The following is a 23,023-nucleotide window of genomic DNA, read 5'->3' as shown; positions in this document are numbered from 1 at the left end:
CTTTTCACTCTAAAATTAAGGTAAGTGTGTTGAGCTAAATTTGCGTTTTTGTTCTAAATTCACACGGTTGACAAATACTTATATGTAGAGATTGAAGCAATTAAATCACGTTACAATAACAATAAAAATGCCTTAGTATTGACAGGAGGTGGCGCTCGAGCTGCTTATCAGGTTGGAGTACTGAGTGCGATATCCAAATTTTATCCGAGGCATTACCCTTTACCCTTCCCTGTTATTTGTGGCACGTCAGCAGGTGCTATAAACTCAACTGCGCTTGCTTGTTATGCATCATGTTTTCAATTGGGCACTAAAAAGCTTGAATGGGTGTGGAAAAACCTCACAACCGAACGCATCTACCATAGCGATCCTATTCGAGTATTTGGCCATATATTCAGAGGCTTTCTCGCAGGCTTTCAAGCCGATTACGCCAGTAAAACTGCCAGGAGCTTGCTAAACAATACCCCGCTAAGACAACTATTAGGAGAGGTTTTAGACTTTAAACGGATAGATACCAACATCATCAACGGTTATTTAAACGCTTTATCTATCACTACGTCGAGCTATACAACGGGTGACTCTATCAGTTATTACCAGTCTGATGCTCTTATTCCCCCATGGTTTCGAGCTAAAAGGCGTGGAGTACCAAGCCATATCACCTTTGAACATTTGATGGCTTCTTCGGCCATTCCAATGATCTTCCCATCAGTAAGGATACGCAACGAACATTTAGGTGACGGATCAATTCACCAATTATCGCCTTTAAGTCCAGCAATTCATTTAGGCGGTGAAAAGCTGTTTGTTATTGGCGTAACCCAGCCAAAAGATAAATTGCATCTGCATGAAAATAACCCTCATCCTCCAACGACCTCTACCATTGCAGGTCATTTGCTTGATGGTATTTTCGCGGATTCATTGCAAAGTGATCTGGAACGACTCAACCGCGTTAACCAAACGCTGTCAATGATCCCTGCAGATCAGAAGCGTCAAGAAGGATTAAAGCCCATTGAAACTTTTGTGATTAACCCTAGCCAAGATTTTAATACCATAGCAGTTGAACATTATTCACGTTTACCGCTAGCTATTAGAATGCTATTTCGCAGCATAGGTATCACAAATGACGCGGAATCAAGTTTTATTAGTTACCTGCTGTTTGATCACTCTTATTGTAAAGAATTGATTAACGTTGGTTATATGGATGCAATGAATCAAGAGCAGAAAATTAGGGAGTTTTTGTCAAGCTAACCACCTTCGTGCATATAGCGCTCAACTCGCTCTACACGTCTTGGCTTGCCTCGAATGACTAAAGTGTCTTGTGCCTGCAAAATAGTATTTTCATCTGGCTCTTCTGATTCATTACCATTTCGTCTTAACGCTACTATAACCACTCTACGAGCAACAAGGTTTAACGAACGAAGCGATCTTCCGACGGCATAAGAGTCGTCAGTTAAATTAATTGCATTGGCAAACTCAATTCTCTCGATCCCCTCAGGGCTCATGTCTGTATGTTCACCTTGGAAAAAGCCATGTAAATGACTGTAATGACTCTTACGTTCTTTTTGTACGCGCCTCATAATGCGAGAAAAAGGTACACCAGTAAGGGAAAGGACTTGTGAAACCAACATCAAACTGCCCTCTAGACTTTCAGGAACAACCTGATCAGCACCGGCATTTTGTAAGCTTTCCAATTGATCGTCATTACGTGTTCTTACTAAAATAGGTACGTTAGGTGATAAACTTCTTACCTTCTGAATCACTTCAATAGATTGTTTATCTTCGCCAAACGCAATAACCACTAACTTGGCTTTATGTAACTTTGCAGCTTCCAATAACTCTGTTTTTCTTGAAGAGCCAAATAGTACATTTTCGCCTGCTTCTCTGGCTTTAGTTGTTCTTAGCGGATCTATGTCAATTGCAACGAAGTCAATATTTTCTTGTTTTAAGAAACGACTAACCGTTTGACCAATGCGTCCAAAACCACAAATAATGACATGTTCATTAAGCTCGACGTTAGTGGGTAGCTCGTCTAATCCTTGAATATCAACCTGCTTTTCATTGCTCAGCCATTTTCCCCAATCTCTGGCATGTTCTACCATATAGGGTGTAATCGCCATACTTAATATACCTGCTCCCAGTAAAATAGATGCAATGTCGCTTGGAAGAACATTCAATTGTGTTGCAAGAGCGATTAATACAAAACCAAACTCCCCCATTTGCGCCAACATAATGCCACTAGCCCAACCATCTTTGGCAAGTTCACCTGCTTTGACGGCAAGCATTTTAATCACCAAGACTTTTACTAACATAAAGCCTGCTAGCAATGTAAACATTACAATTGGAGAAGAAAAAACTACATTAAGATCAAGCTTCATCCCTACTGTGATAAAAAATAGGCCTAATAAAATATCACGATATGGTCTTATATCTGCTTCTAGTTGATGTTTATATTGACTTTCGCCCAACATCATTCCCGCTAAAAAGGCACCTAGAGCCATAGATAACCCAAACCATTGCGTCAACGCTGACGCCACTAAGGTAACCAGCAGTGTGGTTAACACAAACAATTCATCCGTACGAACCTGTGCCACTAGATTAAATATTCTTGGCAAGATCCATTTACCTACAGACATCAATATACCAACTACAAAAACACCTTTTACTAAGGCAACAAGTAACGCTGACGCCATAGAGCCTTCTGTTGCTGGTGCTAACATAGGAATAATTATTAATAAAGGAACAACAGCAACATCTTGAAACAGCAAGATAGCAACCGAAATCTGCCCTGACTTTCGTTTCATCGCGCCAGATTCGCTAAGTTGCCGAATGACAATTGCAGTAGAGGACAATGCTAATATCCCGCCGATGACAAGTGCACTACTGAATGATTGACCCAAAAGCATTGCAACTAACGTAAAAAACAAAAGTGAAATTGCTACTTGTAAGCTACCAACCGACAAAACTAAATGGCGCATTGCCATCAATTTAGGTAGTGAAAACTCTAAACCTAAAGTAAAAAGCAAAAATACTATGCCAAGTTCTGCAAAATGCTCATAGTCGACATTTTCTTGGGTGAAGCCAAATCCATGTTCACCCACTAAAACACCAGCAACTAGATAGGCTAATATTGCCGGCAAATGCAGTTTTCGAAAAAGCCACACGATGAAGACAGCAGATGTTAATATTGCAACAATTTCAAGGTGAGTAGACACAAAAAACCTAATAAAAATAAAAACTAACTATAATTTATAGTATAGCCAAATAGTTGCTCTTACAAAGATAGTTTTAACGTTTTATTGTGCGGCAAATATTAACCGCCAAAAATTTGCCTTTTTCCTCTTGCAGCCCTTTAAAAATGTAAATGTCATGTATTCATAAAACCTAATTCTTTGTTAATTTTAGTTATTTAAAATTAGGCTTAATTTTTGCATTAAAAAATCGATGGTTTTTTTGAGGTATTCAAATGCAAACGCTTAATCTAGTTGAAAACAGCAATATTGATTTTAATGCATTTAAAATTTTTACAGAGCAAGACAAAGTTGCGACGGCACGCAAGCTTGCTTTAGCAGAGCAATTGCAAACGAGCTTAGAATTAAATGGATTACTCAATATTTTTTCAATGGAAGTAGCTAAGTATGCAGATTTTTCAGGGTTATATTTTAAAAATGATGAACTTAGTGCCGAAGCCCGTGGTAGTCATTTAGGTAAAAATGAGCGTAGATTTGAGTTACGCCTAAACAATGATTACATTGGCACATTAACTTATGCCCTGAATAGCCCTATTAGCCTAACAAACTTCGACATTTTAACCGAGCTGCATCAATTATTGATCCATCCGATAAACAATGCAGTGAAATATCAACAGGCGCTTAAAATGTCCATGCAAGATGCGCTGACGTCATTGGGAAATCGCCGATACTTTGACGAGCAGTTAAAACGTGCCATGCATCATGCAAATCGCCAAGGTTCAAAAGTGGCATTAATGATTGGCGATCTAAATAAATTTAAACAAATCAATGATACACATGGTCACCATATTGGAGACAATATTTTAAAACGTTTTGCTAGCGTATTGCGTCAAAGTGTACGTGATTCAGATAGCGTGTTTAGATTTGGTGGTGACGAGTTCGTTATTCTTATTGAAGATGCAGATACTAATTCAATGTCGATCATTTCACATAGAGTTCATTCACTCATCGCACAAGATTCATTGTTAGCACAATACCAAGTGTCAACTTCTCTTGGTGCAACTTTAATGACTCGATCTGATACTGAAGATTCATTTTTTGAACGCGCAGATCAGCAACTTTATGCTAATAAGATGGCGCAAGGAAATTCGGTTTATCAAATCAAATAAATGAGTAACAACCCTATTTTTGATTTAAGGCTAATAGCGCTAATTTTCGCTCACTGGGCGTCGCTCCAATTTGCAAACGGCAAAAGCGCACCGCTTTGGCAAATTGCTCTTTCCCCATAAACGACAGCACCTGGCTTAAATACTTTTTGTGAAGACCAAAGGTTCTAGAATAGTGACTGATCGCATCGTCTAGACAAGGAAACTCAACACCATCAAAGATAAATGGCTCCGGTACTAAATATTGAAGGTCATCAATATTGACCCCAGCGATTTCAATTGGCCAACCAATAAAATTTACTCGCTCTCGCGCTATTTCATACATCATCCATGCGGAGCGCTTAAAACTTTCGAAATTACCACCTTCAAATTCAGCTTCTTCTAACTCTTGTTCAGTCCAATTAATGCCTATAGCTAAATGATCGTGGTACTTTCTCATCAACCCCTGTTTGACGTCTAACCTTATATGCCAAATGTTTTCAGCCGTTGATTGGTTAGCGATGACCTTGCATTCTTTGCAAGTGTTAAGCGACAAAGCCGGATGGACTGGCTCTATGATGTAACGAGTTGACGGTGCAAATAAATAATTGCAGCAACTTGGCTCACCACAGAACCAACATACGTGCCGATATTCAAACGGAGTTTCAATTGGTTGGCAAACATTCATCATTATTTACGACGAGTTTTTTTCACCTGCGATTTTACTTTTCCCTTCGACGGAACGCTTTTTGAACTGCGCTTTTTTTCTATCGCAATATTTTTATCTCGCGTTTTTTGATAGCGATTTTTATCAGTATTAGGTTTAGCTTTTAACGGCTGTCTACTTTCTTTAGTAGCATCAAACTCATAACCAGGTACGATAATTCGCTGAAACTTGCGGCCGATCAATGACTCGATATTACCAAGAAACTTTTCATCTTTAGGGCTTACTAAAGAAATAGCGACACCTGATTTGCCAGCTCTACCCGTGCGACCAATACGATGCACGTAATCTTCGGCTAAAAATGGTAAATGAAAATTGACCACGTATGGCAGATCGGGAATATCTAATCCTCTCGCCGCTACATCAGTTGCAACCAATACTCTTACTTCACCAGAAGTAAACTGCTCTAGCGCTTTGTTTCTTGCACCCTGTGACTTTTCACCGTGACACAAGGCCGTTTTAATACCATCAAGCTTTAATTCTTTTGCCAGTTGATTGGCACTTTCTCTTGTCCCAGCAAACACCATGACTTGGCGCCAATTATTAACACCTATTAATTCACTTAGTAACTCTCGCTTTCTTTGTTCGCTAACCCAGTAAACATGCTGTTTTACTTTACCTGAGGTTGTATTTTGCTTAGCAACTTCAATCGTTTTGGGATGATGAAGAATTTGTTTTGCTAATGACGTGACTTTATGTGAAAACGTGGCCGAAAACATTAAGGTTTGCGGATGAACCTTAATGTGCTGAAAAATACGCTCTATATCAGTTAAAAAACCCATATCAAGCATACGGTCAGCTTCGTCTAATACAACATGCTTTACTTGTCCAAGCTGTACATTACGCAAAGCAACATGTTCTAGTAATCTGCCAGTGGTAGCAACTAGGATATCAACACCATCTTTTAACATATTCGCTTGTGTCGCCATTTTAGCGCCACCATAAATAACACCGGTTTTAATCGGCATAAACTGCGCGTACTTACTTATGTTTTCAGCAACTTGCATCGCTAATTCACGTGTTGGCGTTAAAATTAATGCACGAACCTGTCCGTCTGCCTTTTCTGATTTATTAACAATATCTAGTAAAGGCAAGGTAAATGCTGCCGTTTTTCCCGTGCCCGTTTGTGCACACGCTAATACATCTTTTCCAGAGCGAATCACCGGAATAGCGCTTTGCTGAATTGGTGTTAAGGTTTTATATCCACAAGCCTTTACACCCTCTAATAAATCAGCTGATAAGCCTATTGCATCAACACTCACACGTTCACCATTTATTTCAATTCAAATTGGCGCGAATTATAGCAAGATTATTCTCAATGTTTGCACATTTACGCCTAAATTCTTGAACATTTACGGCTTATCTTGTGTTTTAAACCAAGAAAACGCCATTTGGACTCCAGATTGAAAACGAAAATTTACTTACCGCTGAGTTTATTGACCTTATTGTTGATTTCAAACAGTGCATCATCTCAAGCGCATGAAGGCAAGTTACTGACGACCAACCCCATTGAGCTGTTTAAACAAATTGATATCAATGATGATAGTAAAATTTCACTAGACGAATTTAAAAAACACCATTTAAACGAACAACGTGTTGAGCGGCACTTTCAACATCTTGATAGCAATAACGAAGAAAATTGCAACCGCAAAAAGGTCAACCATGTCATCAATAAAACGCCTTATTTATAGGGCGCAAATGAAAATAAAAGCTTGGCGAGTTAACGGTAATTCGACCTTGAAACGATATGATGTTTTTAATGAGGTTTTAAAAAACTCAACAGGCATAGTTAATTTACCTGTTGAGTTAATAATTATCGAAATTAGTGAAAAGGAACTGAAATAATTACTGCCAAATTCCTTTTGTTAATCTCAACTTACTGTGTTCTTCTTTATTTGGCTGATAAAAAGGCAAGGTGTTGTTTTTCATTTGCTGATGATAATCTTTGGTAACACTGACGATAACTTTGGACAGCAAAAATAGTGCAGTCACATTGACAATCGTCATAAGACCTGTCGACATATCTGCTAATGCTATCACTTGCGGTAAACTAGCCACTGAACCAAAAACTAGCATAGCTAGAAAACCTAGTCGTAAAAACCAGTGCCCCAACATATTATCCATGTTCAAATACTTCAAGTTGTTGTCGGCATAGGCAAAGTTAGCAACTATTGAGGTAAAGCCAAAAAACAAAATAGCTATAGAAATAAAGTCACTGCCCCACGCCCCTACTTGAGCGGCTAAGGCTTGCTGGGTAAGTTGAATTCCTTCAAACCCTTGTCCACCATCGTCAAACAATAAAATTAGCAATGCAGTACAAGTACAAATAACAATGGTATCAAAAAATACCGCCAACATTTGTACATAACCCTGTGATGCTGGGTGTGGCGGATTTGGAATTGCTGCCGCTGCTACATTGGGTGAACTCCCCATACCAGCTTCGTTTGAGTACAGACCCCTTTTAACACCTTGCACTATCGCTGCACCAACTAAACCACCTCCAGCTTCTTGTAAACCAAATGCTGATTCTATGATGTTGATTAAGATCCCAGGCACTTTATCGTAGTTAATAAAAATAACGATCAGACAAATGCAAAAGTATGTGATCCCCATAAAAGGCACGGCTAATTCAGCAAAACGTGCAATATTTTTAAGTCCGCCAAATATTATCCAGGCGGTGGCAATGGTAATTATAATGCCTGTAACTAACGGTTCGATACCAAACGAACCAGCAAATGCATCAGTTATAGAGTTTGCTTGCACTGAACTAAAAACAAAGCCGTAACCAAAAAACAAACACAATGAAAAAGTGATTGCTAGTGGCTTACTGCCAAGCCCCTTACTCATGTAATACGCAGGACCACCTCTGAAATTACCATTTCGATCTTTTTCTTTATAAAGTTGCCCTAATAAACTTTCAGAAAAAGCCGTTGCCATACCTACTAGTGCAATTAACCACATCCAAAATACGGCGCCTGCGCCACCTAGTGAAATAGCAACGGCAACTCCCATAAGATTACCCGTGCCTATGCGAGCCGCTAATGATGTACACAACGCTTGAAAAGATGATATGCCATGGTTATTGCTTTGACGACTTGATTTAAGCAAAGAAAACATATGGAAGAAATGACGAAATTGAATGGCTTTTAAACGGAAAGTGAACCAAATACCACAACCAGTCAATAAATATATAAGAATGCTGCCCCACAAATAACCGTTAAGGGTGCTAACAAAATCAAAAATCACTTTTATTCTCTATAATAAGTTTGTTATAGCTTAACAAAATTCCACTTAACAATCATGATTGAAAGCACTCATCGGGTCACTTCACTTTATATCAGTTTCCAAACACGACAAACAAAATAAGTTAAGCGTAAATACTTAACTTATTTTGCTATACAATAAAGCTTTTGAGCACTAATCGAGCGACTGTATTATCTTTTCTACTGACGCTTTAGCATCACCAAAAAGCATCTTGCTGTTCTGCTTAAAAAATAAAGGATTTTGCACACCAGCATAACCCGTGCTCATTGAACGTTTAAACACTACAACGTTTTTAGCATGCCATACTTCCAATACTGGCATACCTGCAATTGGGCTACCAGGATCTTCCGCAGCTGCAGGGTTCACCGTATCATTAGCGCCTATCACTAGTACAACGTCGGTATTTTGAAAGTCCTCATTAATCTCTTCTAAACCAAGAACAATATCGTAAGGCACTTTCGCTTCTGCCAGCAATACATTCATATGACCTGGCAATCGGCCAGCAACCGGATGAATGCCAAATCTAACTTCTATGCCTTTAGCTTTTAATTTTTGTGTAAGCTCATAAACAGGGTACTGAGCTTGCGCAACTGCCATACCATAACCTGGGGTTATAATGACAGTTTTAGCGTGCGAAAGTATACTAGCTACCTCTTCGGCTTGTGCTTCTACATGTTTCCCGTAATCTTTATCTCCATCAACCACAACATTTGTGCCAAAGCCACCAGCGATGACACTAATAAAAGAGCGATTCATAGCCTTGCACATAATGTATGACAAAATAGCACCTGAAGAGCCAACCAAGGCCCCCGTTACAATAAGCAAGTCATTGCTTAACATAAAACCCGCTGCTGCTGCTGCCCAGCCAGAATAGGAATTTAACATAGAGACGACAACTGGCATATCAGCTCCGCCAATGGACGCTACTAAATGCCACCCAAATATCAAGGCAATGATTGTCATCAGGTACAGTGCGCTATCTGAGCCATGCTGCGCTATAAATACTATCATTAGCGCCAAACAGACAAGACCCGCTAGGAGGTTAGCTTTATGGCGGTGTGGTAACATCAAAGCGGCTGAATTGATCAACCCTCTAAGTTTGCCAAAAGCAACGACTGAACCCGTAAAAGTAACTGCCCCGATAAACACTCCAATAAATACTTCCCCTAAGTGAATCGCAGCACTAGTGCTTTGATGTGCAGTCAATTGGCTGACGGATTCCATATGCTCATAATAGCTGTTAAAACCGACCAATACGGCGGCTAAACCAACAAAGCTATGTAAGATAGCGACAAGCTCAGGCATTTGAGTCATTTCGACTTTTTTTGCCAAGTGCATTCCAATTGCGCCACCAATGACAATAGCCAAAATAATTAGTCCAGTGTTTTCAACATTGGGATCAACAATAGAGGCCAACAAGGCGATAGTCATGCCAATAATGCCATAGGTATTGCCTGATTGAGCCGTTTCTTGCTTACTTAGGCCTGATAGACTGAAAATAAAAAGTAACGCAGCAACAATATATGCCGCTGTAATTAAACCTGGTGAAAGTGTCATATCAAGCCCCTACTTCTTAAACATTTTTAACATACGTTTGGTCACTAAAAAGCCACCAAAAATATTAATTGACGCAATTAATATCGCGATAAAGGCAAGAAGTTGGACAAGAAGACTTTCAGAGCCAATCTGTAACAACGCCCCAACAACGATGATCCCTGATATGGCGTTAGTTACACTCATCAAAGGCGTGTGAAGTGCATGAGTAACATTCCACACAACGTAATAACCAATCACACAAGACAAAACAAAAACGGTAAAGTGTGACAGAAAATCACTAGGTGCAACGCTCGCTATCCACGCAAAGGCTGAAGCAGCTATTAACATGGCAATCGGTTTTGCCTTTGAATTGGAAGTTTCAACCTCAGCTGTTGCGTTTGCCGTGTTATTGTTTGCAGGTTCAACTTTTTTAACTGGCGCAGCACTGACTTGAATTGGTGGAGGCGGAAACATTATCTCTCCATCTTTAACCACCACCATGTTCCTTATGACAACATCTTCAGTATCTATCAAAACATTGCCTGGTTGGTCTGATACTAAAAGCTTCATCAAGTTAACGAGGTTATTGGCATAAAGCTGGGAAGACTGATTTGGTAATCTTGAAACTAGATCGGTATAACCGATTATTTTTACGCCATTTTCTGTCACCACTTTACCCGCTACCGTAAGCTCGCAATTACCACCTCCTGCAGCAGCCAAATCAATGATGACGCTGCCAGTTTTCATGGTTTTAACCATCTTTTCGGTAATAAGCTTAGGCGCTGGTTTTCCTGGTATCATCGCGGTAGTGATAATAATATCAACTTCTTTTGCTTGCTGTGCAAACAAAGCCATTTCGGCGTCAATAAAGGCTTTACTCATTTCTTTTGCATAACCATCACCTGAGCCAGTTTGCTCTGACTCTTGATAGTCCATCTCAAGAAACTCCGCCCCCATACTCTCTATTTGTTCTTTCACCTCTGGCCGAGTATCAAACGCTCGAACTACCGCCCCTAAACTACCAGCGGTACCAATGGCTGCTAAACCTGCGACCCCTGCACCGATTACCATAACTTTTGCTGGTGGTAAATTTCCAGCAGCGGTGATCTGGCCAGTTAAAAAACGTCCAAAATGATGAGTAGCTTCAATAACCGCTCGATAGCCAGCAATATTAGCCATGGAACTAAGCGCATCCAGTGATTGTGAACGCGTCATTCTAGGCACCATATCCATCGCCAATGTATCGATAGATTTAGCTTTTAGTGCCTCGATTAACTGTGGTGACTGCGCTGGTGCAATAAAGCTAACAAGTGTCGCTCCTTCATTCATTAAATCGACTTCTTCGAGTGTTGGTGCATTGACCTTAAAAATTATATCTGATTGCCAACATTTGCCCTTAGTTACAATTGTCGCACCAGCTTCTTTAAAGTCATCGTCAGAAAAGTCAGCCTTTTGTCCTGCTGTTTTTTGAATACATACCGTAAAGCCTTGTTTAATTAAAGCCTTAACACTTGTAGGAGATGCGGCTACTCTATTTTCACCACGAGTTGATTCTTTCGGAACACCAATGATCATCTTACACCACCCTGTTTTTCTTGTTATTGAATAAGGGAAATGATCTTTATGTCTTCATCACAGCCAAGATAGCATGTTATGACTATTTAAAGACAATAACAAAGATATACACCCTCCTAACAGTTAACCAAACTCTGGATATATATCAAGCACTTTGTTCATTTTTTATTCTTTCTTACTAATTTTACCTTGCATTCTTTCCAGTCTTTTTAGTTCCAACTCTTTGGTCACTTTATCTACATCGCGATGCTCTAAAAATCGAGCGAGCGCAGCTTTAGTAAACTCCGCCATTTCATAACTTAACTCCCTGTCTAAGAATTGAAAAACATGAGTTGCTTGAGATAGGGATTGGGCAGATTTTTTTACATGAACACTTGTCGTTTGTTCAAAATAAGACAAAGGAGAGATAGTAGACATCGCTTGATTAAGAACTTTTTGATGTGCTGGTTCAGCAAAAAATTCAATTAATTTAGCGCAGTATTTCTTTTGCTTTCCAGCTTTGGTTAAAGCGAGTACAGACATGGGCGCCAGAATACTATTCTCACCGGTGATATTCATTTCGGGAAAAGTAAAAAAGCCTATTTTGTCTTCTTGGAATGCTTTTAAATCACTTAAAGAGATGGTTCCTATTAAATTCATGCCAATAACATCCCTATATAGTAATGGCATCAAATTATCACCAGCATACTTAGCGTGTTCTTGGTAAAAATAGCCTTTATTAAGCATATTTTTCCAGTGTTCAAAAACACTTTTTACTTGTGGTGAAGTAAAAGGAAGATTTTCCTTTACAAGCAGCTCATAGGCATCGGGCCCATTAATGCGTAGCATTAAATAATCAAACCAACCCGCCACTTGCCATGGAGGATTACTGCCCAAGCCTATTGGTACAATGCCATTTTTCTGTAAGGTTTCTAACACCAAGTTAAACTGTTGCCAGTTTTCTGGGACATCGATATCCAATTTTTCAAATAGTGTTTTTTTATAGAATATCTTCCAAGTGTACAAACTTATAGGTAAACCATAAATTTCACGATCAAACAATACTTGCTGCTTAGTTGATTCTGGTAAAAGCACATCAAGATTTTGTGTGGTCCACAACGTTGAAATTGGCGATAATTCGCCTTCCTTAGCTAACATAAACAAACGTTTGCCAGCATACCAATTTAACACATCAACATTTGGCGCTATTTTTAAGAACTTTTGGTACAGCTCAGGGTAATTTCTAGCATTTAGAATACGCAAACGCACTTTAATCTGTTTGTTTTTTGCTTCAAATTTATTCAGTAAATTACGTATCGCCAACTCTTGCTCATCTGAGTGGGCCAACATGGCAAAATTGATCACCTCCTCTTCAGCATGTGCCTTTGAAATGTTGACATTAACAATCAGTGCAACCGACAAACATACTTGAAATAAGAAGTGTTTTTTAGAGTAGCTATTTTTGTTTTTAGCAAATTGAGCGAGTATTATACTCTTGTTTTGAGAACGTGAATTAAAGCAGAACAGATAGATAAAAGATAAAGATTTAAAACAGCAAAAACTTGCTAAAAGACTTGAAGATACTACACGTAAGCTAGTACATACAAAAGCAAACCTAGAATAACCTCTATAAACTTTGCTTTTGCATGTCATAGTTAATCCTTAATCAACACTGTTCAGTGGCCAACGAACAATATAGTCTTCAAAGAAATCGAGGTCAACTTCAGCATCTGAAATCACCTTCCCTCTTACCGACATACCAGCCTTATGCATGGCTGATTTTTTCCCTTTATGTAATAAAGGATGCCACGAGGGTAAACCCTTTCCTTCTTTAAGCCGTCTATACGTGCAACTTGGCGGCATAAAAAAAACATCATCCAGATTTTCCTGTGTTAATTGAACACAGTCTGGAACCAATTTAGTGCGTTGATTATATTTAGTACACTGACATGTTTTATCATTTAGTAAATGACAAACAATATTCGAATATACCATTTGTTCGTTATCAGCCATAAAATCGGTCGGTTGCAAATCATTGCCTTCATCGATATCTTCATCATCGATAAATTTATGTAAACAACATTTAGCGCAACCATCACATAAAGACTCCCATTCTTGTCGAGTCATTTCTGCGAGCGATTTAGTTTGCCAAAATGGATCAGTCATAATTTCTCCCTACCATTTACCTTGTCTATTTAATAGGAGGAAACTTAATGCGATCCGACAAGTGTCCTACTGAACTTACAAAATACAGAGACCAATTCCAGTGCATCAAACTTTTATAGTTATTGTAGGCCAAATATACACGACCATTTTCATCATCAGGGTAAACTAGCGCAGCTTTAATATCAACAGCAGGTAAATCTGTGCCATCAGCTCGTCGAATACCCAAAGCTTGCCACTGAGCCAAAGTTTTACGCTTCGTTTTCCAGTCTGCTTGCCACTTGCGCTTTCCACCCGATAAATTCATCGCGAGTTGGTGATCAAAGTTTTCAGGTAGCTTTACTTGCCGACCCCATGTGAAGCCGCCATTCCATCCCTCTTTAGATAGATAATTGGCAATAGAAGCAAACACGTCAGCCGTATTTGTCCAAATGTCTTTTTTGCCATCACCGTCACCATCAACGGCAAAGGTTAAAAAAGAGGTTGGCATAAATTGGTTTTGTCCCATTGCACCTGCCCATGAACCTTTCATATTGTCTGCGTCAATATGTCCTTCTTCTAGAATTTGCAATGCAGCCCACAGTTCTTTCTTGAAAAATGCTTCGCGACGCCCTTCGTAGGCTAATGTGCTCAAAGCTGATACAACATTAAAATTGCCAGTTATCTTGCCAAAATTAGTTTCTACGCCCCAAAGCGCAATAATAAATCTTGGTTGAACTCCATATTTAGCTTCTATTTGTTTTAACAAAGCTTCATGTTCTTTATAGCGAGCACGTGCCCTATCAACTTTCCATTGCGGCAAACGTTTTGGTAAATAGGTATCAAGTGTTTCTACACGTTCGGGTTGGTTTCGATCTGCTTTTACCGCACGTCTATATAACTTTGGTTGGCTAAATGCTTGGTTTACAGTTGCTTGTGAAAAACCTTTTGCCAGCGCTTCTTTTTTTAACGCTTGAACATAGTTCTTAAAGCCTTCGTCTGTGAGCTCTTTGGCTTCAATAGAAAATAGTGGGCTAGTAAAAGCAATAAAGCCCAACGACAGTAGTATCTTTTTCATTAAACTGAGTCATCTCCTTTATCTTGTTTTCCTTCCTGCTTCATCGCTGCTTTGTGCTCAGCAAGTAAATCTTCTTTAGGTGGCGGAAGTTGCAGATAAAAGCCATTATCAGTTAATTCTTGTTTAACTTTATCAATGTTGGCGATGGCTAATTTATTACGCGAAGCAAGATTAATCACTGTAACTAAGGTTGGTGTACCAAACATAGACATCAATGTCTCAGGTACGTCAGAAAAGTTGTCGCGTTGTTTAACATAAAGAAAAGTGCTCTCTTTTTTGGCACTCTTATATACAGCACATAACATAGTTAATCTCTTTAGCTTTTCATTAACGGTTAATTCAATTGTAACTAAGATAAGTTTGCAAATTGCAGTTTGGCTGACGCAATTAAAGCTTCACCTACAATGGCAAAACGCCAACCAGATAACAACTCAACATCTTTCTCTATGGTGTTTTGTTTATAATACCAAGACATAAATTGGTTGATCTGTTTTTTAGATGCTAAGTTTTCGGCTGGCAGATCTAGCTTGCTCGAAGTAGCGCCAACAAACTCTTTAATTTTTTTGTAGTTTTGTTTATAGCCGGGATATGCATCAATGCGTTTAATTCGCTGAGGGAAGTCGCTTTCAGTTACTTTTGCTGCTTGTCTTAACACCGACAAAATATTTTTACCACGATGGCGCACATCGAGTGTATCAACGCCATTCAACCTAGCCATAGCACCAATACTAATAGGCGCATATTGTGCGCAAGCGGTTAATGTTGCATCTTTGGCAACAAAACTTAGTGGTAAATCGCGCGACGTTGCTTGTTCAAAGCGCCATTTTGCTAAAAACTTTAAGTTGTTAAGTTGTGAAGGTTGAAGCTTCCACGCCATTTTCACTTGCGTATAAAGCGTTTCTATATCCACCGTTTGCATCTTTTTGTTAATTAGCAACTGTGTTTCTTCCATCACAGCATGTTGCCATTGCGTTTTTTCAAGGTCGGCCATTAATCGTGGGAATAACTGCACCAAATGAATAACATCTGCTTTGGCGTATTCCATTTGGCTCTCACTTAGAGGACGCTTGGTCCAGTCGGTACGAGAGTCAGATTTATCCAATGATAAACCAAGGTAGTGTTCTACCATATTGGCATAACCAAGGGATAATCCATGACCTAGAAAGCTCATCACGATTTGGCTATCAATAACACCTTTGGGGTTGCACTTCCCTTGTTGAATAAATATCTCAATATCTTCTGAACATGCATGAAGCACTTTAGTGATATCAGGATTATTGATGAGATCCCAAAATGGTGTGAGGTCGTCAATAGTTAAAGGATCAATGAGCACGACTTGCTCACCATCACTCACTTGAATTAAGCCAAGTTTTGGATAAAAAGTGCGAGTGCGTACAAATTCAGTATCCACTGCTAACACTTTTTGCTTGGAAAAATATTGGCAAATATCTATTAATGCTTGTTCATCTGATATGAAATGTTCTTTCACTCAACCACTCATTATTGTTTGCTCTAAGGGAGAAACGCAGATTAACTTCTGCGTCGTCTTGTTTGTTTTATTGTTCGTTGGTGATGTTTTTTAACACTGCGACGAATGCGACGTGCTTTAGCATTATCAATTGCTTTATCATCAACCTTAACTTTGGTTTTATCTTCAAATTTTAAATCAACTAACTTTCTGTAGTAGTTGACCTCGTTGAGCGGTAACTCAATCCAACCCCCCAGTGGCAACTGACGTCTTAATTCTAAATCGCCATACCTTACGCGGATAAGTCGACTTACTTGCACATCTTGGCTTTCCCAAAGTCGTCTTACTTCACGGTTACGACCTTCAGAAATGACCACATGAAACCAATGATTGCGACCTTCACCACCACGATAAAAGATCTGTTGGAATTTCGCTGGACCATCCTCAAGCTTAACACCATCTTTTAAGCGTTTTAACATAGCATCGTCAACTTCGCCAAATACACGCACCGCATATTCACGTTCAACTTTACGTGACGGGTGCATTAGACGATTGGCAAGTTCACCATCTGTGGTGAATAATAACATGCCTTGCGTATTGATATCTAAACGACCAACCGCTATCCAACGACCTGATTCCAGTGGAGGTAAACGATCAAATACTGTAGGCCTGCCTTCTGGATCTTTTCTTGTACACATTTCGCCTTCAGGCTTGTTGTACATTAAAATACGACAAACTTCCTGCTCGGCAGCTTGAACATTAACTGAATGACCGTCTAGTCGGATTTGTTCTGAGCCTTCAACTCGATCGCCCAATTTGGCTACCTTGCCATCTACACTTACTCGGCCAGCGCTTATCATGGCTTCCATTTCGCGGCGTGACCCTTTGCCCGCTCTCGCTAAGACTTTTTGTAATTTCTCAGACATAGGTTATTTCTCGTCGGCAGTAACATTCCCATTTTAGTTCAAAATGGCTAAGTCTCTGCCTCATTTTTCAAGGTTATTTGGTCGGCTATTATATCCTGCATCGCATCATCCATGATAGTAGAATCTGCAACTGGCATTAATTGTGGTAACTGTTTCAACGATTTGAGTGAAAAGTAATCAAGAAATTGCCCTGTTGTTGCGTATAGCGCAGGCCTACCAGGCACCTCTTTGTGCCCTACAGTTTTAATCCAGTCTCTTTCTTGTAAGGTTTTCATGATATGACTGCTGACTGCGACACCTCGAAGATCTTCAATTTCGCTACGAGTAATCGGCTGTTTATAAGCGATAAGCGACAAGGTTTCTAAAATAGCGCGAGAATACTTTGCTGGTTTTTCTTTGGTCACTTCGGCTAGATGTTCACTGACTTTTTCATTTGCCTGAAAACGAAAGCCAGTATTGACCTCAACTAAATTGACACCGCGCTTAGCATAGTCATTTTTAAGCTCGTCAATAATACTCAAAATAGTTGATGTGGTGACTTTTATGCCCGCCAGTGATTGCGATTTGATTCGGCTAATTGACAATGGTTTGTCGGCTGTAAAAATAGCTGCTTCAATTAAGTTTTTGATCTCTGAACTGTTCATACCCGCTTAAACCGCTTGTAAATTTTGTTTTAATCTCAGATGAATTTCACCAAATACTGACGCTTGTTGACACTCAATCAACAGTTCCTTGATTAACTCTAACATAGCTAAAAACGTAACTACAACGCCGTGTTTACCCTCGCTAACCTCAAACAATTGACTAAATGGCAGAAAGCTTTTTTCTTCAAGTTGCCCTAATTGAGTTAAAATTTGTGACATGCGTTCGCGGGTTGATAAAGACTCTCGTGTAATATGATGATGTTCAAAGGCTTGACTGCGTTTAAGTACATCTTGAAATGCCAACACTAATTCTTTTAATTCAACATCAGGATGATTTTCAACCAAGTTATCAACATCTGCTAACGGCAACTCGACAACAAATACATCTCTATCAAGTCTTGGTAATTGGTCAAGATCTTCAGCCGCTTGTTTGTACATTTCATATTCTTGCAAACGACGAATTAGTTCAGCGCGAGGATCGTCTTCTACTTCTTCAACTTGTTGTTTTGGTAACAAAAGGCGTGATTTAATTTCAGCAAGAATTGAGGCCATGACTAGGTATTCAGCCGCCAACTCCATATTGAGGTCTTTCATCAACTCAACATATTGCATGTACTGCTCAGTAATGGGGGCAATTGGTAAGTCTAAAATGTCGAACTTTTGTTTTTTAATCAAATACAGTAATAAATCAAGTGGCCCTTCAAATGCTTCAAGGATCACTTTAAGCGCATCAGGTGGAATAAAGAGATCTTGTGGTTTCTCTACCATGGCTTCGCCACGAATAAAGGCTAGTGGCAACGACTGTTGTTGCATCTCTCCTAAACTAGGATTTTGAAAGTCTGCCATGATGCAATGCTCTGCTGCTATTCAAACGGCGTAGGGTCGCCTTCACCAACACGAATAACTTCTCCATCACCTTCAGAGAAATCAACCACAGTGGTAGGCTTTTCACCTAAGTGTCCGCCATGAATGATTAAATCAACTTGGTGTTCAAGATCATCACGTATTATTTCTGGATCATATTCTGCAAACTCTTTACCCGGCATAATGAGCGTCGTCGACATAAGGGGCTCTTCTAATGCTGCTAGTAAAGCTTGCGCGATATTATTATTAGGCACGCGAATACCAATGGTGCGCTTTTTAGGGTTCATTAAACGTTTTGGCACTTCTTTACTTGCTTTAAAAATAAAGGTGTAGGCACCAGGAGTGTTGTTTTTCAACAAACGAAAGGCTGTATTATCTACTCTGGCGTATTCTGACAATTCGGATAAGTCACGACACACTAAGGTAAAGTTGTGATCTTTATCAATGTTACGAATGCGACAAATACGATCAAGAGCCTTTTTATCGCCAATATGGCAACCAAGGGCATATCCAGAATCGGTCGGATAAACAATTACGCCGCCATTTTTAACAATATCAGCAGCTTGCTTCATCAAACGCCCCTGCGGGTTATCAGGATGCACGTAGAAAAATTGACTCATAGCAATTCCTTCACATTAAAAATGACAATAAACGTAGTTTTATTGCCACAACGTCCAGATGGGCGTTGATTTTTCGGGTAAGACGAGATTACGCCCCAAATCTGACCATTTACTTGGATAATGAAAATCAGATCCTAAGGACGCATGTAATTCATATTCTAAACAAAAGCTTAGCATTAAATCCCGCTGTTGGTTATTCATTTGTGGTAAAACAATTTCTAAACCATCACCGCCCGCTTGTTTAAATTCTATTACCAGTTTACGTAACCATTTCGTGGTCATGTCATATCGAATGGGGTGCGCCATCACAGCTGTCCCACCTGATTGATGGATAACGGCTATCGCCGTTTGAATATCACACCAATTAGGTTTTACGTAAGCTCTTTTACCCTTACCAATATATTTGTCAAACGCCGCTTGTAGATTATTTACCACTCCATGTTGATATAGAGCTTTAGCAAAATGTGCTCTGGTTATAGAGCCTTCACCCGCTAAGCCTTTTGCTTTTTCGTATGCCCAATCAAAACCACATTTTGTTAACTTATTACCGATATCAATCGCTCTTTGTTCTCGTGATGCTTGTTGCGAGGCAACCAAGCGTTTTAATTCATCACTATCTTTGTTGATATTTAAACCAACAATGTGGATTTCAAAATTGTGCCAACGGGTAGAAATTTCGATGCCGTCCACTAAAGTAATCGGATAATTTTTGTCTTTAATATAACTTTCTGCGATATCCAAGCCAGCGGTTGTGTCGTGATCTGTGATGGCTAAAACATCAATTTGAAAGTTAACCGCCCGTTCAATCAACTCTTGAGGAGTTAAGCCACCGTCGGAACAGTTAGTGTGGCTGTGTAAGTCAACTCGCCCATTAAACATTTCGGTAAAATTATCGGTTGACTTTAATGGCATAATGGGTTCTTCTATAGGGGATTTTTAGCAAACGCATTGTAAATGGGAAACGGCAATTAGCCAATCAAAATCATGAAAACAATGAAAACTACATTAACAAACATTTGGTGGTGGCATAACTCAACATAGTGGGTTGTGATCGTTTGCTATTATTTGCAAAAAATTTTTCGAAAGACCCGCATAGTTACGCTAAGCGGGTTTTTCATTTTATGGCTCAAAAACTTAAGAGAACATTCATGTTAACAACGAAAGTAAAAAGTTGGTTTATCTGGTGGCTTCAGCCAATTTACGCCGGTTGACCCTTGTATTATATAAATTAGGAATTTAAAAATGATAATTGTGTTAAAAGCAGAAGCATCTGAACAGGATGCTAACGAAATATTAGATAAAATTGCCAGTCTTGGCTTAAAGCCTCTCTATATGCCAGGTGTTGAACGCACCGTATTAGGCGCATTAGGTGACGAACGAGTGCTTCGTCAACTTCACTTAGACGCCTACCCTATGGTTGATGAAATCAAACCTATTCTAAGCCCATACAAACTTGTTAGCCGAGAGCTACAGGCTCACGACTCTGTAATATCAGTAGGTGGAGTTAAAGTTGGTGGCAATACTTTTTCCGTTATTGCAGGCCCTTGTTCTGTAGAAAGTGAAGAGCAGCTCTTTGGTATTAGTCAAATGCTCAAACAACAAGGCATTACTATGCTGCGAGGCGGCGCCTTTAAACCACGCACTAGTCCCTATTCATTTCAGGGGTTAGGTGTTGAGGGGTTAGAGCTACTAAAAGCGGCAAGAGAGGAATTTGGCCTTAAAATCGTTTCCGAAATTATCGATCCTAATGACGCTAAATTAATGCATGATTACATCGACTGTTATCAAATTGGCGCCCGTAATATGCAAAACTTTCGTTTACTTGAAGCCGTTGGAGAGCAATCAGACAAAGCCGTATTACTAAAACGAGGCATGAGCGCTACCATAGAAGAATTATTGTTGGCGGCGGAATATATTATTAATGCCGGTAATCCTAATGTTATTTTGTGTGAACGCGGCATTCGCACGTTTGAAACAGCAACCCGCAATACATTAGATTTAAATGCCGTTGCCTATTTAAAACAAAAAACGCATTTGCCTGTGCTTGTTGACCCGTCACACGGCACCGGTGTTAAATCGTTAATTAACCCTCTTTCAAGAGCATCGGTTGCAGTAGGTGCTGACGGTATTATTGTTGAGACCCACCTCAATCCTAAAGAAGCATTATCTGATGGCCACCAAGCCTTAACCGCCGATGACTTTGCGACTTTGATGGCTGACATTAAACCTTTTGTTGCTGCAACAGGTAAATCATTATGAAAGCTATGTTAAATCCAGCACATTTACAAAAAATTGGTAAGGTGACCACCTTAACCAGTAAAGCAAAGTATCAGCCTGATCCACTAACGCTATATAAAAAGCTATGTGGTAACAAACACAACAATTTATTACTGGAATCAGCTGAAATTGATAAAAAACATCAACTTAAAAGCTTATTATTGGTTGATGCAGCCGCTAAAGTAATTTGTCATGGCAATACGGTTACCTTCACGCCATTAACCGTTAATGGTGAATCAGCATTACTTTTTGCCGAGCAACAACTTAAAGATAAAGCAGATATTCAAGTTAAAGATAAAATATTAACGGCAACATTCCCTGCTGTAGATATTAATTTGGACGAAAAAAGCCGCTTAATGGCCACTAATGCTTTTGAAGGTCTAAGACAATTTACCCGAATCGACAACGACAGCCATCATCCATTTGCCGTGTTTTTAGGTGGCGCGTTTGCTTTTGATATGATCGCTAACGCTGAAGTTTTACCTGAGGTTGATAATGGACCAAACACCTGCCCTGACTTTGTGTTTTATTTGGCTGAAACCTTAGTGGTGATCGACCATGAAAAACGCTCAAGTGAAGTCATCGGCAATGTGTTTTCTGGCGAACATCAGCAAAAGTGTCACTTTGAAATTGCTAGACGGTTATCTGACATCAAAAACCTTGTTGAATCAGACATTGCACCACCACAAGTAGAAGAAGCACACGCTCGTGATATTGTGGTAGCCACTGATATTAGCGATGAAGCATTTTGCCAAAAAGTTGAACATTTAAAGGAACATATTCGCGCCGGTGATATTTTCCAAGTAGTGCCATCAAGAACGTTTAGTTTATTGTGCCAAGATACTTTCAATGCATATCTTTGTTTGCGAGAAAGCAACCCTAGCCCTTACATGTTTTATCTGCAAGATGAAGACTTTTGCATGTTTGGTGCATCACCTGAATCAGCCATAAAATATCAACAATCAACAAGGCAAGTGGAAATATACCCCATTGCAGGAACAAGGCCACGAGGTTTTACTGCCAATGGTCAGTTTTCCGCGGATTTAGATTGCAGAATCGAACTTGAACTTAGACAAGATCAAAAAGAATTAGCAGAACATATCATGTTGGTCGATTTAGCCCGCAATGACGTCGCTCGCGTTAGCAAACCGGGTACACGTCATGTGGCTGATTTACTTAAGACTGATCGTTATTCACATGTCATGCATTTAGTTTCTCGCGTATGTGGCGAATTATCCGATGATTTAGACGCCCTACACGCCTATCAAGCTTGTATGAACATGGGTACATTATCAGGAGCACCAAAAGTACGCGCCACTGAATTAATTCGTCAATATGAAGGCAAACGTCGTGGCAGCTATGGTGGTGCCGTTGGTTATATTACTGGCGAAGGTGATATGGATTCTTGCATCGTTATTCGTAGCGCCTTTGTCAAAGATAATGTCGCGCATGTGCAAGCCGGCGCTGGTGTAGTCTACGACTCAAAGCCTCAAGCGGAAGCTGACGAAACACGTCAAAAAGCCCAAGCGGTGATCAATGCTATTAAAAAATCGGCTCGATTAGTCAATGTATCGTCAAACACTAAGGTAGGAGCTTGAT

General features: G+C 39.6%; 21 protein-coding genes. 5 read left to right on the top strand and 16 right to left on the bottom strand.

Annotated elements, in window-relative coordinates:
* Positions 1-138 precede the first annotated feature (138 nt).
* Positions 139-1,242, top strand: a complete 1,104-nt coding sequence (locus IE199_RS20495; protein ID WP_229854885.1) for a patatin-like phospholipase family protein — start codon at positions 139-141, stop codon at positions 1,240-1,242.
* On the opposite strand, the gene IE199_RS20490 is transcribed toward IE199_RS20495, so the two are convergent.
* Positions 1,239-3,206, bottom strand: coding sequence for a monovalent cation:proton antiporter family protein (locus IE199_RS20490; RefSeq protein WP_189774509.1), 1,968 nt, complete (start codon positions 3,204-3,206; stop codon positions 1,239-1,241). The genes IE199_RS20495 and IE199_RS20490 overlap by 4 nt on opposite strands.
* 251 nt (positions 3,207-3,457) lie before the next feature.
* Here IE199_RS20490 and IE199_RS20485 point away from each other — a divergent pair, with 251 nt between their 5' ends.
* Complete coding sequence (locus IE199_RS20485; protein WP_189774507.1) at positions 3,458-4,351, top strand: GGDEF domain-containing protein; 894 nt, start codon at positions 3,458-3,460, stop codon at positions 4,349-4,351.
* Between the two features lie 13 nt (positions 4,352-4,364).
* Here IE199_RS20485 and IE199_RS20480 read toward each other — a convergent pair whose 3' ends face one another.
* Entirely contained in the window at positions 4,365-5,018 is a 654-nt protein-coding gene (locus tag IE199_RS20480; RefSeq protein WP_189774505.1) for a hypothetical protein, read from the bottom strand.
* Positions 5,018-6,313 carry a DEAD/DEAH box helicase gene (locus tag IE199_RS20475; RefSeq protein WP_189774502.1) on the bottom strand — a complete coding sequence of 432 codons (1,296 nt, stop codon included), beginning with the start codon at positions 6,311-6,313 and terminating at the stop codon, positions 5,018-5,020. Before IE199_RS20475 ends, IE199_RS20480 begins: the two co-directional genes overlap by 1 nt.
* Positions 6,314-6,454: 141 nt before the next feature.
* Here IE199_RS20475 and IE199_RS20470 point away from each other — a divergent pair, with 141 nt between their 5' ends.
* Entirely contained in the window at positions 6,455-6,742 is a 288-nt protein-coding gene (locus IE199_RS20470; RefSeq protein WP_189774497.1) for an EF-hand domain-containing protein, read from the top strand.
* Positions 6,743-6,896: 154 nt separating this feature from the next.
* On the opposite strand, the gene IE199_RS20465 is transcribed toward IE199_RS20470, so the two are convergent.
* The 13 genes from IE199_RS20465 to rnm all read right to left on the bottom strand — a co-directional run bounded on the left by IE199_RS20465 (position 6,897) and on the right by rnm (position 20,059).
* Positions 6,897-8,297 carry an alanine/glycine:cation symporter family protein gene (locus IE199_RS20465; RefSeq protein ID WP_229854884.1) on the bottom strand — a complete coding sequence of 467 codons (1,401 nt, stop codon included), beginning with the start codon at positions 8,295-8,297 and terminating at the stop codon, positions 6,897-6,899.
* A gap of 171 nt (positions 8,298-8,468) precedes the next feature.
* Positions 8,469-9,872 carry a Re/Si-specific NAD(P)(+) transhydrogenase subunit beta gene (gene pntB, locus IE199_RS20460; RefSeq protein WP_189774495.1) on the bottom strand — a complete coding sequence of 468 codons (1,404 nt, stop codon included), beginning with the start codon at positions 9,870-9,872 and terminating at the stop codon, positions 8,469-8,471.
* Positions 9,873-9,881: 9 nt separating this feature from the next.
* Complete coding sequence (locus IE199_RS20455) at positions 9,882-11,426, bottom strand: Re/Si-specific NAD(P)(+) transhydrogenase subunit alpha (RefSeq protein ID WP_189774487.1); 1,545 nt, start codon at positions 11,424-11,426, stop codon at positions 9,882-9,884.
* Positions 11,427-11,591: 165 nt separating this feature from the next.
* Positions 11,592-13,058 carry an ABC transporter substrate-binding protein gene (locus tag IE199_RS20450; RefSeq protein WP_189774485.1) on the bottom strand — a complete coding sequence of 489 codons (1,467 nt, stop codon included), beginning with the start codon at positions 13,056-13,058 and terminating at the stop codon, positions 11,592-11,594.
* A 9-nt stretch (positions 13,059-13,067) separates the two neighbouring features.
* The gene (locus IE199_RS20445; RefSeq protein ID WP_189774483.1) at positions 13,068-13,571 is read right to left on the bottom strand and encodes a YcgN family cysteine cluster protein; all 504 of its coding nucleotides are present in this window, start codon (positions 13,569-13,571) and stop codon (positions 13,068-13,070) included.
* Between the two features lie 25 nt (positions 13,572-13,596).
* A complete protein-coding gene (locus IE199_RS20440) occupies positions 13,597-14,625 on the bottom strand; it encodes a lytic murein transglycosylase (protein WP_189774481.1) in 1,029 nt (342 codons plus the stop codon).
* Positions 14,625-14,930 (bottom strand): YcgL domain-containing protein, encoded by a 306-nt coding sequence (locus tag IE199_RS20435; RefSeq protein ID WP_189774479.1) that lies wholly within the window; start codon positions 14,928-14,930, stop codon positions 14,625-14,627. Before IE199_RS20435 ends, IE199_RS20440 begins: the two co-directional genes overlap by 1 nt.
* Before the next feature lie 44 nt (positions 14,931-14,974).
* Positions 14,975-16,114: a ribonuclease D gene (rnd, locus tag IE199_RS20430; protein ID WP_189774477.1), complete on the bottom strand. Its 1,140-nt coding sequence runs from the start codon at positions 16,112-16,114 to the stop codon at positions 14,975-14,977.
* A gap of 41 nt (positions 16,115-16,155) precedes the next feature.
* Positions 16,156-17,019, bottom strand: a complete 864-nt coding sequence (rluB, locus tag IE199_RS20425) for a 23S rRNA pseudouridine(2605) synthase RluB (RefSeq protein ID WP_189774475.1) — start codon at positions 17,017-17,019, stop codon at positions 16,156-16,158.
* 47 nt (positions 17,020-17,066) lie between these two features.
* Positions 17,067-17,663, bottom strand: coding sequence for an SMC-Scp complex subunit ScpB (scpB, locus tag IE199_RS20420; protein WP_189774473.1), 597 nt, complete (start codon positions 17,661-17,663; stop codon positions 17,067-17,069).
* 6 nt (positions 17,664-17,669) lie between these two features.
* Positions 17,670-18,509 (bottom strand): segregation and condensation protein A, encoded by an 840-nt coding sequence (locus IE199_RS20415; RefSeq protein ID WP_189774466.1) that lies wholly within the window; start codon positions 18,507-18,509, stop codon positions 17,670-17,672.
* Between the two features lie 17 nt (positions 18,510-18,526).
* Positions 18,527-19,147, bottom strand: coding sequence for an L-threonylcarbamoyladenylate synthase (locus tag IE199_RS20410; RefSeq protein WP_189774459.1), 621 nt, complete (start codon positions 19,145-19,147; stop codon positions 18,527-18,529).
* A gap of 39 nt (positions 19,148-19,186) precedes the next feature.
* Complete coding sequence (gene rnm, locus IE199_RS20405) at positions 19,187-20,059, bottom strand: RNase RNM (protein ID WP_189774457.1); 873 nt, start codon at positions 20,057-20,059, stop codon at positions 19,187-19,189.
* A gap of 330 nt (positions 20,060-20,389) precedes the next feature.
* Here rnm and aroF point away from each other — a divergent pair, with 330 nt between their 5' ends.
* Both aroF and IE199_RS20395 read left to right on the top strand, forming a co-directional pair.
* Positions 20,390-21,406, top strand: coding sequence for a 3-deoxy-7-phosphoheptulonate synthase (aroF, locus tag IE199_RS20400; protein ID WP_189774455.1), 1,017 nt, complete (start codon positions 20,390-20,392; stop codon positions 21,404-21,406).
* A gap of 5 nt (positions 21,407-21,411) precedes the next feature.
* Positions 21,412-23,022 carry an anthranilate synthase component 1 gene (locus IE199_RS20395; protein ID WP_189774561.1) on the top strand — a complete coding sequence of 537 codons (1,611 nt, stop codon included), beginning with the start codon at positions 21,412-21,414 and terminating at the stop codon, positions 23,020-23,022.
* Position 23,023: the final 1 nt, after the last annotated feature.

The sequence above is a fragment of the Thalassotalea marina genome (assembly GCF_014656435.1).
Taxonomy (GTDB): domain Bacteria; phylum Pseudomonadota; class Gammaproteobacteria; order Enterobacterales; family Alteromonadaceae; genus Thalassotalea_C; species Thalassotalea_C marina.
Note: the sequence above shows the minus strand (reverse complement) of the source record. Positions and strands in the feature narration are given on the sequence as shown.

What these genes read in the sequence shown, in the direction of transcription:
- IE199_RS20485 (WP_189774507.1), top strand. Translation starts at nt 3,458, where the DNA reads ATGCAAACGCTTAATCTAGTTGAAAACAGCAATATTGATTTTAATGCA.
- IE199_RS20480 (WP_189774505.1), bottom strand. Translation starts at nt 5,018, where the DNA reads ATGATGAATGTTTGCCAACCAATTGAAACTCCGTTTGAATATCGGCAC.
- pntB (WP_189774495.1), bottom strand. Translation starts at nt 9,872, where the DNA reads ATGACACTTTCACCAGGTTTAATTACAGCGGCATATATTGTTGCTGCG.
- IE199_RS20455 (WP_189774487.1), bottom strand. Translation starts at nt 11,426, where the DNA reads ATGATCATTGGTGTTCCGAAAGAATCAACTCGTGGTGAAAATAGAGTA.
- IE199_RS20450 (WP_189774485.1), bottom strand. Translation starts at nt 13,058, where the DNA reads ATGACATGCAAAAGCAAAGTTTATAGAGGTTATTCTAGGTTTGCTTTT.
- IE199_RS20445 (WP_189774483.1), bottom strand. Translation starts at nt 13,571, where the DNA reads ATGACTGATCCATTTTGGCAAACTAAATCGCTCGCAGAAATGACTCGA.
- IE199_RS20440 (WP_189774481.1), bottom strand. Translation starts at nt 14,625, where the DNA reads ATGAAAAAGATACTACTGTCGTTGGGCTTTATTGCTTTTACTAGCCCA.
- IE199_RS20435 (WP_189774479.1), bottom strand. Translation starts at nt 14,930, where the DNA reads ATGTTATGTGCTGTATATAAGAGTGCCAAAAAAGAGAGCACTTTTCTT.
- rluB (WP_189774475.1), bottom strand. Translation starts at nt 17,019, where the DNA reads ATGTCTGAGAAATTACAAAAAGTCTTAGCGAGAGCGGGCAAAGGGTCA.
- scpB (WP_189774473.1), bottom strand. Translation starts at nt 17,663, where the DNA reads ATGAACAGTTCAGAGATCAAAAACTTAATTGAAGCAGCTATTTTTACA.
- IE199_RS20415 (WP_189774466.1), bottom strand. Translation starts at nt 18,509, where the DNA reads ATGGCAGACTTTCAAAATCCTAGTTTAGGAGAGATGCAACAACAGTCG.
- IE199_RS20410 (WP_189774459.1), bottom strand. Translation starts at nt 19,147, where the DNA reads ATGAGTCAATTTTTCTACGTGCATCCTGATAACCCGCAGGGGCGTTTG.
- rnm (WP_189774457.1), bottom strand. Translation starts at nt 20,059, where the DNA reads ATGCCATTAAAGTCAACCGATAATTTTACCGAAATGTTTAATGGGCGA.
- aroF (WP_189774455.1), top strand. Translation starts at nt 20,390, where the DNA reads ATGATAATTGTGTTAAAAGCAGAAGCATCTGAACAGGATGCTAACGAA.
- IE199_RS20395 (WP_189774561.1), top strand. Translation starts at nt 21,412, where the DNA reads ATGTTAAATCCAGCACATTTACAAAAAATTGGTAAGGTGACCACCTTA.